The sequence below is a fragment of the Pseudomonas sp. NPDC088885 genome (assembly GCF_044750025.1).
Classification (GTDB): Bacteria; Pseudomonadota; Gammaproteobacteria; order Pseudomonadales; family Pseudomonadaceae; genus Aquipseudomonas; species Aquipseudomonas rustica.
Map to the genome: position 1 here is coordinate 25,151 of NZ_JBIVJB010000045.1, position 11,132 is coordinate 36,282.

Below are 11,132 nucleotides of genomic sequence, written 5' to 3' on the forward strand. Positions count from 1 at the left end.
GAGATTCGCGGGGCTTTGGCTGGCCTCTTCGCGAGCAAGCCCGCTCCCACAGGTGACCATGTTCCTTTAGTTGGAATGCGGTCGAATGTGGGAGCGGGCTTGCTCGCGAAAGGGTCGAAGACCCGATTCAGGCAGCGTTGGAGATGTCTTTGGGCAAACGCTGATCAATCACTTGATACAGCGCGCTGCTCTCGGGCCAGTTGCGCATGAAGCGTGCGCGGTCGCGGGCGTAGGCCGGGGCGAAGCTGCCGAGGGAGCGGTGTTGGCACATTGAGTCGAGATCGATCAGGGCCCAGCGATCGTCCTGCCAGAACAGGTTGTGGCCCTTGAAGTCGCCATGGCTGATGCGTTCGGCGATCAGGCGGGCGAACAGTTGATCCAGCGCCTGCAGCTCGGATTCCGGCGCCTCGCCGCTTTCAACATACGGCGCAAAGCGCTCGATGATGTCCGGGCCTGGCAGGTATTCGGTGATCAGATAGGCGCGGCTGCGCAGCCACAGAAAGCGTTTTTCCAGCACGGCCAGCGGCTTCGGCGTGGCGATGCCGAGGAACGCCAGACGATTGCCTTCACGCCATGAATGCCAAGCGCGGCTCGGGCGCCAGAAGCGTTTGAGCCAATGAGCAAAATTCTTGATGTTGTAGCGCTTGATCACCAGTTTGCGCCCGGCCACTTCAACCTTGCCGACGCTCGCCGCGCCGCCGGTTTTGTACAAATGGCCCTGATCGAGCAACGCATCGGCCTGTTCCAGCACCGGCGCCATCGCCGCTTCTTCCTCACGACGAATAGCACGTAGCGCGAATGCTCCGCGCTGCACGGCAAACAGCGTGCACTCGCGACCGACCTTGATCAGGTAATCGCGCAAACGCCAGGCGCGCACTTTGTCGATCTGCTTCTGCAACGCTTCCAGCGGCAACGCGTGTTCGCCGTTGCTCAGCAGGTAATACACCAGCAATTCTTCGGTAAACGGCTCCAGCGCCTTGGGCAACTGGGCGAAAAACACCCCGAGATTTTCCAGCACTTTCTGCCGCGACAACGGCTGACCGGCGGTTTCCGCGCAGATGCCGGCACCGTCGATCAGATACAACTGGCCGCCATGGCGCAGCAGATTGTCGAGGTGCAGGTCTTCCTGCCACAGGCCTTTGCTGTGCAACTGCGCAATCGCGCCGAGTGCGTCGCCCAGCACCGCCGATTGTTCATCCGCCAGCACCGGCAACGACTCGACCTGTTGCCAGGCATCGCCAAGGCTTTCAGCGTCTTCAAGGAATTCGAACAGCAGCCAGCCGCCCTCGCCTTCCTTCAAGCCATCGGCCAACAGCAGCGGCGTGGTCAGGCCTTGCGCTGCCAGCAGTTTCACGCCATTGAGTTCGCGCTGAAAATGCCGCGCCGCTTTGCTGCCGACCAGCAACTTCGCCAGCACTGGCCGACCGCGCCAGACCCCGGCACCGACATAACGCTGCCCCGGCAGAACCCGCAGCAGACTTAGCAGCTGCAAATCGGCCGGCCCGGCGGCATCAGCCAGGGAAATCGTCAACGGCAGACTTGGCGTGCGCCCGGCGTTTTTCAGGTCGGACAACTGCATCAGCGAGTCTCCTTGCGACTGCGCCGCGCGGTCAGACGCGTAACCCAGGCGTCGACCAACGAACTATCGGTCGCCTGATCGACATAAGCCGCAAGCAGCTCGCGCAGTTGCGCCTCGTTCCATTGCGGCGCGCGGCGCACCAGCGGTTCCAGATCCTTGACCCGATCGCGCATGCCCCACAGCAGTGGCCGGGTTTTCTCCAGGTCGATCAACTGCGCGCGATAATCAGCGCCGTCGGCCTGCAAAAAAATATGTTTCGGGTAAAAACAGCCGTGCACCTGACGCAGACCGTGCAGCAGCCGCGCCAGTTGCCCGCAGGCCTTGAGGATCGCTGATTGCTGCGCGGCGGTCAGTTCCGGCCAGCACTGCAACAACGAATCAAGATCATCCCAGCCATCGAGGGCGCGGGTCAGCAGGATCGCGCGGACTTCGCCGTCGACCTTGCGCTGGCCGAAGAACGCCGCTTGCAGCGCCGGGATACCGAGCTTGTTGTAGCGACTAATGTTGCGAAATTCGCGAGCAAAACTCGGCTCACCAAACGGCGCGTGCAAGGTGCGCGTCAGGTAGTTGCTCTGGCGCTTGAGGTAGTAGGCGTGACCTTCCAGCTCCAGGCGAAACACGCTGCTCCAGCCGCCACCGTCGGTGTTCGGCTCGTCCACCGCTTCAAGCTGTTTGGCCCAGAGCGCGTCGAAGGTGCCGAGGCCATGGCGCTCAAGCAGCGCACGGTCTTCAGCGGCCAGAAAATCAGTCATTCGCGTCCCTCGAAAAATCTCACCACGTGGCGAATGCGCTTCTTGTCAGCGGCATTCAGGCGATCACGCCCACGGTATTGCAGATAAAAGCGCAGGCGCTGGGTGTTCGACAGGTGATATTTGGCGACCTTGTCGAGGCAGGCCAGATCCTTGGTGATGCGGTACTTGAGCCAGAAACCGCGCCAGAAATCGCCGTTCGGGCAGTCGATCAGGAACAGTCGATCCTGATCGTCGATCAGCAGGTTGCGCCACTTCAGATCGTTATGGGTGAAGCGGTGATCGTGCATCGTCCGCGTGTAAGCGGCCAACTGCCGGCTGACACCATCCACCCAGGCGCGATCCTTGAGCTTGGGATCGTTGCGCTCGGCCAGCGCCGAGAGGTCTTCGGTGCGCGGCAATTCGCGGGTGATCATCGCGCCACGGTCGTACGCCGCGCCGCGTCGCTCCAGACCCCAAGCCACCACTTCGGCGGTGGGAATGCCCCACTTGGCGAAGCGCTTGAGGTTCTGCCATTCCATCTTCACGCGCGGCTTGCCGAGGTAACGGCGCAAGCCTTTACCGGCGCCGACGTAGCGTTTGACGTAATAGTTGACGCCGTTGCGCTCGACACGAACGACTTCCGACAGCGGATCGCGAGTCAGCCGTTCGCCTTGCAGGGCGAACACCGCTTCGAGGCTGCCAAAATCTTCGGCGAGTTCACGGTATTGCGGTTCCAGAATCCAACCCGCCATCAGAGCGCATCCCCGTAGCGCTGTTTACGCGCATAGAGCTTGTTGGCCTTGCCTTCGAGCCAGCTCAGCAACGGCGCTTCTTCGGCGAGAATCTGCCGCAGCGGTTGCTGGAAATAACCCTTGAGGAAACGCAGCTTGTCGCGGCGGGTCAGGCCGATGTCCAGCGCGGAAAAGTACAGCGCGGCCAGATCCTTGTTGCGCCAGCGCTGGGTGATTTTCGCGCGGGTCTGGGCACGGTGCAGGTCGATCACCGAAAGCTTGAAATCTTCTGCCGTCACCGGTTTATCGGTGTGAAGCAGAAAGTGGCAAATGTAGCAGTCGCGGTGATTGACGCCGGCGCGGTGCATCATGCCGGTCATGCGCGCGACTTCGGCGATCAGCGCGCGCTTGAGTTTCGGCTCGGGCGGCTGCTTGATCCAGTCGATGCTGAAGTCTTCGAGACTGACGGTCGGCGCCAGTTCTTCAGTGACGATGAACGAATGCTGATCCGCCGGGTTGCTGCCCTTCTCGCCGTACGCAACGGCGGTCATGGTCGGCACGCCGACTTCCTGCAAACGCTGGATAGCCTTCCACTCCTGACCCGCGCCGAGCACCGGCAGCTTGGCGGTCAGCAGGTTTTTGAAGATTTCGCCCCAGCCGATGCCACGGTGGATCTTGACGAAAAATCCGTTGCCGTCGACTTCCGTGCGCAGTGTCCGGCGTGCTTCCAGCTCGCGGTATACCTCGCCCTGCAAGCCTTCGACTTCGGCGAACGGGTCGCGTCCGGCCCAAAGGCTTTTGAACGGTTCAGCCAGCATCAACTTCATTAAGCGTGCTCCGCCAGAATCACATCGGCCGCGTGTTGCGGCATGCTGTAGAGGTCGGCCGTCTCCGCGAAGGCCAGACCATTGCGGCTCCAGGCCGCGCGTGCAGCGTCGTCATGCAACATTTCAGTCAGGTATTGCGTCAGCTGCGCCTGATCGAACGGTTCGTCCAGCACTCGCCCGGCGTCGGCCTCGGCGATGTAATGGGCGTAACCACAGACCGCGCTGACCAGCACCGGCAACCCGGCAACCAGCGCTTCAAGCAATACGGTACCGGTGTTTTCGTTGTACGCCGGGTGGATCAACAGATCAGCGCCGAGCAGGAAACGCGGAATATCGCTGCGCCCTTTGAGAAACGTGACGTTATCGCCCAGACCCAACGTCGCGCTCTGCATCTGGAATAATTTGGGGTCATCCTGGCCGATTACAAACAGCCGCGTGCGCTTCTTCAGCTCGGCGGGCAATGCGGCCAGTGCTTTCAGGCTGCGATCAACGCCCTTGGTCTTGAACCCGGAACCGATCTGCACCAGCAGCAGCTCGTCATCCTTCAGATTGAATTCGCCGCGGAAACCGGCGCGGATTTCGTCAGCATCCGCTGGACGGCGACGATCCTGAGCGATGCCCGGTGGCAGCAAGTGGAAGCGCTCAAGCGGCGTGTCGTAATGCTTGATGAACAGCGGCTGCTGCACTTCGGAAATCATCAGCACTTCGGTCTTCGCATCTTTGGCGAACACCGCGCGCTCGTATTCGGCGAAGTGGCGATAGCGGCCCCAGCGGCGGTACAGCGAATTGCGCAGGTTCTGCGCCTTGTCTTCGAAGCAGCCGTCGGCGGCGTAATAAACGTCCAGCCCCGGCATCTTGTTGAAGCCGATCAGGCGATCAACCGGGCGCTTGGCCAGATCCGCTGCCATCCACGCACTGAGTTTTTCGTTGCGACGATGATTGAAGAAGGCTTTGACCGGCGCCACCAGCACTTCAAAACCGGGCGGCACGTCGCCTTCCCAGATCAGCGTGTAGACGCGGATCTGATGCCCGCGTTTCTGGCATTCGAGGGCGATGCGCATGAAATCGCGCTGCAAGCCACCGAACGGAAAATATTTGTACAGGACGAATGCCAATTGCATCAGCGCAGCTCCTCAGCCATTAACAACGTGCTCAGTCGGCTGGCGACACGCTCGGGGTTCAGACGCGTGAAGCACAGCGGCTGTTCACGCTTCAGGTCAAACTGACGGGCATCCTGCGCGGTCGGTTGATAGGTACATTTCTTTTGCAGGCACGGCGCGCACGGGAAGTCGCTGGCCAGGTGAATCTGCAATTTGCCGTAAGCGCCGGTCAGGCCCGGGTTGGTCGGGCCGAACAGCGAAATGGTCGGCACGTCCAGCGCCGCTGCCAAATGGCCGAGGCCGGTGTCCACCGCCACACAGGCTTGCGCCCCGGCGAGGACTTTGCCGACGCCGGCCAGATTGAGTTTCGGCAGCACTTCGGCATGTTTGAAACCGGCAGCGATGCGTTCGGCGCGAGCCTTTTCCTGCGGGTTGCCCCACGGCAGCTTGACGCCGACGCCAAGGTAACCGACGCGTTCGGTCAGTTCACGCCAGTAGGCTTCCGGCCAGTGTTTGGTGTCCCACGTGGTGCCGTGCAGGAACACCACAAAGGCGCTTTTGCGCGGCAGTTCGACCAGACGCTCGACGTTGAGGCCGTAATCGCCCAGGCCTTTGGGCAGGTCGTAACCGAGGGCGATGGCGAACAGTTGGCGCACGCGTTCGACGGCGTGTTGGCCACGGGCCACGGCCAGTTTTCGATCGTAAAAACGCGCGGCCATCGGCTCGCGGGCCGAACCTTTGTCGAGTCCGGCCACCGGCGCTTTGACGTAACGGGTCAGCCAGGCACTTTTCAGCAGGCCTTGGGCGTCGATCACCAAGTCGTATTTGTTGGCGCGCACGCTTTGTTTGAAGCGTTTCCACTCGCCGCTGGTGATGGTTTTCCAGATATTTTTGCGCCAGCGGCGGACCGCCACCGGAATCACTTTGTCGACGGCCGGGTGCCAGGTCGGAATCTCGGCGAAGCCTTCTTCCACGACCCAGTCGAATTTGATTCCGGGAATCGCCCGGGCGGCGTCGGTCAGCGCCGGCAACGCATGAATCACGTCGCCCAGCGATGAAGTCTTGATCAACAGTACCCGCAACTTAATGAACCTCGACCACGGAGCCCTGCAATTTTTGCAAGGCATCGTTGACCGCGTCCGGCATCAGCTGGCGCAGGCAGTTGTAATGGCCGAAGCGGCAGGTACGGTCGAAGCACGGGCTGCAATCGAGACCCAGACGCACCACTTCGACGTGCTCGGCCAACGGCGGGGTGAAGCCCGGCGACGTCGAGCCGTAGACCGCGACCAGTGGACGGTTCAGGGCGGCGGCAACGTGCATCAGACCAGAATCGTTGGAGACCACCGAGTCGGCGCAGGACATCAGGTCGATGGCCTCGGCCAGCGAGGTGCCGCCGCTGAGGTTGACCGATTCTTCGCGCAGGCCCGGGATCAATCGGGCGCGAATGTCTTCGCCGACCGCGTGATCGTTTTTCGAGCCGAACAGCCACACTTGCCAGCCTTCGCGGATACGCGCTTCGGCGACTTTGGCGTAATGCTCGGACGGCCAGCGTTTGGACTCGCCGAACTCGGCGCCGGGGCACAGGGCCAATACCGGGCGATCGAGGCTCAGGCCGAACTTGGCCAGCGCGGCTTCGCGGGTGACCGGGTCGATTTGCAGGCTTGGGCGTGGATAGGGTTTCGGCAGCTCGGCGTTCGGCTCATAGGCCAACGCCATGAAGCGTTCGATCATCAGCGGATAGCGTTCTTTATCGAGGGTGCGCACGTCGTTGAGCAAGCCGTAGCGGAATTCGCCACGCCAGCCGGTGCGTTTCGGGATGCCGGCGAAGAACGGCACCAGCGCCGATTTCAGCGAGTTGGGCAGCAGGATCGCTTGATCGTACTGACCGCGCAGGGATTTGCCGATGCGCCGACGCGTCGCCAATTCCAGCGCGCCATGGCCGAGCGGGAAGCTCAAGGCCTGGCGCACTTCGGGCATGCGCTCAAGGATCGGCCGGCTCCACTCGGGGGCCAGCACGTCGATTTCGCATTGCGGGTGGCGCTGTTTGAGACACTGAAACAGTGTCTGCGCCATCACCATGTCACCGACCCAACTGGGCCCAACGATCAGAATATTCATGTGGTTTCCAAAAACGAACCGGGGAGGCATTTACGCCTCCCCGCCTCGAGAATTCTACAAACACTGTAGATCTACTGTGGGAGCGAGCCTGCTCGCGAAAGGGTCTTCACATCCAACATTATTGTCGTCTGATACTCCGCTATCGCTGGCAAGCCAGCTCCCACAGGGTTTTGCAGCTATTCACATATCTGCGACTCACCGCAGATCTATTGTAGGAGTGAGCCTGCTCGCGAAGAGGCCGGCACATCCAACATCGATGCTGCCTGACACTCCGCCTTCGCGAGCAGGCTCACTCCTACAGGTTTTGCGTCCGTTCCAACATCTGCGTTTCACCGCAGATCTATTGTAGGAGTGAGCCTGCTCGCGAAGAGGCAAGCACATCCAAAATCAATGCTGCCTGACACTCCGCCTTCGCGAGCAAGCTCGCTCCCACAGGGTTTTGCATCCGTTCCAACATCTGCGATTCACCGCAGATCTATTGTAGGAGTGAGCCTGCTCGCGAAGAGGCCGGCACATCCAACATCAATGCTGCCTGACAATCCGCCTTCGCGAGCAGGCTCGCTCCCACAGGGTTTTGCATACGTTCCAACATCTGCGATTCACCGCAGATCTATTGTAGGAGTGAGCCTGCTCGCGAAGGGGCCGGCACATTCAACATCGATGTTGCCTGACACTCCGCTTTCGCGAGCAGGCTCGCTCCCACCTTTTGAATTTCGTTGCCTTCATTGGCGTGTTCAGCTTAGCCCCATCTCTTTCCAGATCCGCAACACCTGTCGCCGTTCTTCGACAAACTGGTCGCCTGCAATCACCCCCGGGTCCTTCTGCAAAGCCTGCCGGTGGGCGGCGGAGCGGTAGGCTTTGTAGGCCTCGCGCAACAGGCTGGCGTCTTCGGCAGGCATCAGCCCTTCGTGTTCCAGCTCTTCCGTGATGCGGATGTTATCGGTCCAGCGCAGCAATGGCGGGTGGTTGTGCGACCACGCCAGGGCCGCGTATTGCACCATAAATTCAATATCGACGATACCTCCGGCGTCCTGCTTGAGGTCAAAGGGCGCCGTGGCGTCGAAGGCATTTGCCGCCGTACCGGCCGCGGTGCTCTTGGTGCCAAGGTTGTCGCGCATCTTCGCGCGCATCTCGCTGACTTCCTGTTGCAACTTGGCCAGATCCCGCGCTTTGCCCAAAACTTGCGCGCGAACCTTCTCGAACGCTTTGCCAACATCCTGACTGCCGACCAGTACCCGCGCCCGCACCAGGGCCTGATGCTCCCACGTCCACGCTTCATTTTCTTGATAACGAGCAAACGCGCCGAGCGAACTCACCAACAGCCCGGACGCACCGGACGGCCGCAGACGCATATCCACTTCATACAACTGGCCAGAGTTGGTCTGCGCCGTCAGCAAGTGAATGATCCGCTGCCCCAGTCGGGTAAAGAACTGCGCGCCATCAATCGGCTTGGCGCCGTCGGTTTCCGCCTGTGGATCACCGTCGTGGATAAACACCAGATCCAGATCGGAACCATGCCCCAGTTCCAGCCCGCCGACTTTCCCGTAACCGACAATGATGAAGCCGGGATCGCACAAGGTGCCGTCGGTGCGCAGCGGCGTGCCGTGTTTGGCCACGGTCTGGCGCCAGGCCAGGGCCAGCACTTGCTCCAGAATCGCCTCAGCGAGCCAGGTCAGGTAATCGCTGACCTTCATCAACGGCAGGCTGCCGGCGATTTCCGAGGCGGCGACGCGCAAGCGGTGCGCCAATTTGAAATGACGCAGCGCTTCCATTTGTTGTTCGAGGTCGTCTTCGGGAATTCGCGTCAGCCGCTCGCGCAATTCGGCGGCCAATTCCGGCGCCAGGGGCGGCTTGAACAAACGCCCTTCGTTGAGCAATTCATCCATCAGCAGCGGGAAGCGAGTGATCTGTTCAGCAATCCACGGGCTCGCCGCGCACAACGTCAGCAAGCGGCGCAGTGCACCGGGGTTCTCCGTGAGCAAGACCAGATAAGCCGAACGCCGAGCGACCGCTTCCACCAGCGGCAACACCCGCTCAAGCACCAGATCGGGGTTGGCATGCTCAACCGCTTGCGCCAACAGGCGCGGAATAAACGCATCAAGACGCTCGCGCCCTAGCCGCTGCATCGCGCGCAATTGCGGGCTTCCACGCAAACCGGCCAGTGCCTTCAGGGCTTTGCTGGCATCAGCGAAACCGCCCTCTTCCAACTGTCGGCAAGCCGCCTCTTCGTCCTGCTCCTCTTCCCACAACGGCAACCATTCACCGCCGACCACCACTTCGCTTTCGGTGCCTTCTTCCTCGTCGGGATCGGCAATCACCTGCGCAAAGTGCCAGGCGACGCGGCCGCGCCAGAACATCAGCTTCTCGTGGAAAGCGTCCCAATCGGCAAACCCGAGCATGAAAGCAATGCGCGCCTGATCCTGCGCGCCGTCCGGCAGCATCTGCGTCTGACGGTCGGCAATCGCTTGAATCGCATGCTCGGTGTAACGCAGAAATTCGTAACCTTCACGCAACTCGCTGATCACCGCCGGCGGCAGGTAGCCCTGCCCTTCCAGCGTGCTCAACACCTTTAATAGAGGACGCTGTTGCAGACTCAGGTCGCGGCCGCCGTGGATCAACTGAAAGGCCTGAGCAATAAACTCGACCTCACGAATCCCGCCGGAACCCAGCTTTATGTTGTCGGCCATGCCTTTGCGCCGCACTTCCTGCTGGATGAGCTGCTTCATGGTGCGCAGCGCTTCGATCGCCGAGAAGTCCAGGTAACGCCGATAAACAAATGGCCGCAGCATGTCGAGCAACTGCGCACCGGCGACCTGATCGCCGGCCACCACCCGCGCCTTGATCATCGCGTAGCGTTCCCAGTCGCGGCCCTGGTCCTGGTAATACTGTTCCAGCGCATTGAAGCTCAGCACCAGCGCGCCGGACGAACCGTACGGGCGCAGGCGCATGTCGACGCGGAACACAAAGCCGTCGACGGTCATCGGATCCAGCGCCTTGATCAGGCGCTGGCCGAGACGAATGAAAAATTCCTGATTATCCAGCGAGCGCTTCACGCCCACCGTTTCGCCGCCCTCGGGGTAGGCAAAAATCAAATCGATATCGGAAGACAAATTCAGCTCGACCGCGCCGAGCTTGCCCATGCCGAGGATGACCATGGGCTGCGGCTCACCGCTGCGGCGACCGGTCGGCGTGCCGAATTGTTCGCAATGGCGGCTGTACAACCATTGATAAGCCTGGTCGATGGTGGCGTCGGCCATGTCCGAAAGGTCGCGGCAGGTCTGCACCAGATCAGCCTGACGGGTAAGGTCACGCCAGATGATCCGTACTTGATGGCGCGCCCGTTGGCGACGCAGGGCGCGACCGAGTTCGTCTTCGGTCTGTGCGGCGTTCACCGCAGCGGAAATCTGCGCACACAATTCACCCGGTGCGAACGGCCGGTCGAGTTCGCCGGACTGCACCAGCGCCAACAACATCAAAGGGTCACGAACGCTCTGTTCAATGACAAACTCGCTGGCGGCGGTGACGCGGGCGAATTGCGCCCAGCGCTCTGGTGTCCAGTTGGCGAAGCCGTGATCGTCTTCCAGTTCGGCGACGGCCGTACGGAACGACTGTTCGGATCGAGTGACCAACGGCAGGAGGATGGCAGGCAGTTCGGCAAGCACGGGCAGGGTCATGGTCTATCCTTGATCGGCGTGTAATCAGCCGCTTGTAGTGAATGGTGAAAACCCGCTACCTGAAGGACTGTCGAACAAAAGTTAGAAATAGCTGAAATTTCTTCTTCTTTAGCATCCAGCATCAAAGTTTCACCTTTTACGGATGGTAATCGACCAACCTTAACGATTATTCTCACAACGCAGTCAGAGGCCACAAGCCTTTCATCTGTAGTTTTACTACTCGTCTATACATCCGAAAGGCTGAAATGCTCAAAGATTTGTAGTAAAACTACACGCCGCCGGAACAACCTGTCGGCAATCCAAGAATTTTAAATCGTCTGCCCACAAGGCCAGTCGCAAACTCAGGCAACCGATTATGGAAGCCTTTCCGAC

General features: G+C 60.7%; 9 protein-coding genes. All 9 read right to left on the reverse strand.

Features of this window, described 5'->3' with window-relative positions:
• Positions 1-127: 127 nt before the first annotated feature.
• Positions 128-1,579 carry a lipopolysaccharide kinase InaA family protein gene (locus tag ACIP1X_RS17900; protein ID WP_400753979.1) on the reverse strand — a complete coding sequence of 484 codons (1,452 nt, stop codon included), beginning with the start codon at positions 1,577-1,579 and terminating at the stop codon, positions 128-130.
• Entirely contained in the window at positions 1,579-2,331 is a 753-nt protein-coding gene (locus ACIP1X_RS17905; RefSeq protein WP_400753981.1) for a lipopolysaccharide kinase InaA family protein, read from the reverse strand. The genes ACIP1X_RS17900 and ACIP1X_RS17905 overlap by 1 nt, the downstream gene beginning before the upstream one ends.
• Complete coding sequence (locus ACIP1X_RS17910; protein WP_400753984.1) at positions 2,328-3,062, reverse strand: lipopolysaccharide kinase InaA family protein; 735 nt, start codon at positions 3,060-3,062, stop codon at positions 2,328-2,330. Before ACIP1X_RS17910 ends, ACIP1X_RS17905 begins: the two co-directional genes overlap by 4 nt.
• Positions 3,062-3,868 carry a lipopolysaccharide core heptose(I) kinase RfaP gene (gene rfaP / locus ACIP1X_RS17915; protein WP_400753986.1) on the reverse strand — a complete coding sequence of 269 codons (807 nt, stop codon included), beginning with the start codon at positions 3,866-3,868 and terminating at the stop codon, positions 3,062-3,064. Before rfaP ends, ACIP1X_RS17910 begins: the two co-directional genes overlap by 1 nt.
• Positions 3,868-4,989: a glycosyltransferase family 4 protein gene (locus tag ACIP1X_RS17920; protein WP_400753988.1), complete on the reverse strand. Its 1,122-nt coding sequence runs from the start codon at positions 4,987-4,989 to the stop codon at positions 3,868-3,870. The genes rfaP and ACIP1X_RS17920 overlap by 1 nt, the downstream gene beginning before the upstream one ends.
• Positions 4,989-6,050: a lipopolysaccharide heptosyltransferase I gene (waaC, locus tag ACIP1X_RS17925; protein WP_400753990.1), complete on the reverse strand. Its 1,062-nt coding sequence runs from the start codon at positions 6,048-6,050 to the stop codon at positions 4,989-4,991. The genes ACIP1X_RS17920 and waaC overlap by 1 nt, the downstream gene beginning before the upstream one ends.
• A 1-nt stretch (position 6,051) precedes the next feature.
• Positions 6,052-7,086, reverse strand: a complete 1,035-nt coding sequence (waaF, locus tag ACIP1X_RS17930; protein ID WP_053116714.1) for a lipopolysaccharide heptosyltransferase II — start codon at positions 7,084-7,086, stop codon at positions 6,052-6,054.
• 734 nt (positions 7,087-7,820) lie between these two features.
• Positions 7,821-10,760 (reverse strand): bifunctional [glutamate--ammonia ligase]-adenylyl-L-tyrosine phosphorylase/[glutamate--ammonia-ligase] adenylyltransferase, encoded by a 2,940-nt coding sequence (gene glnE / locus ACIP1X_RS17935; RefSeq protein ID WP_400753993.1) that lies wholly within the window; start codon positions 10,758-10,760, stop codon positions 7,821-7,823.
• Complete coding sequence (locus tag ACIP1X_RS17940; protein WP_276514720.1) at positions 10,757-10,882, reverse strand: hypothetical protein; 126 nt, start codon at positions 10,880-10,882, stop codon at positions 10,757-10,759. The genes glnE and ACIP1X_RS17940 overlap by 4 nt, the downstream gene beginning before the upstream one ends.
• Positions 10,883-11,132 lie beyond the last annotated feature (250 nt).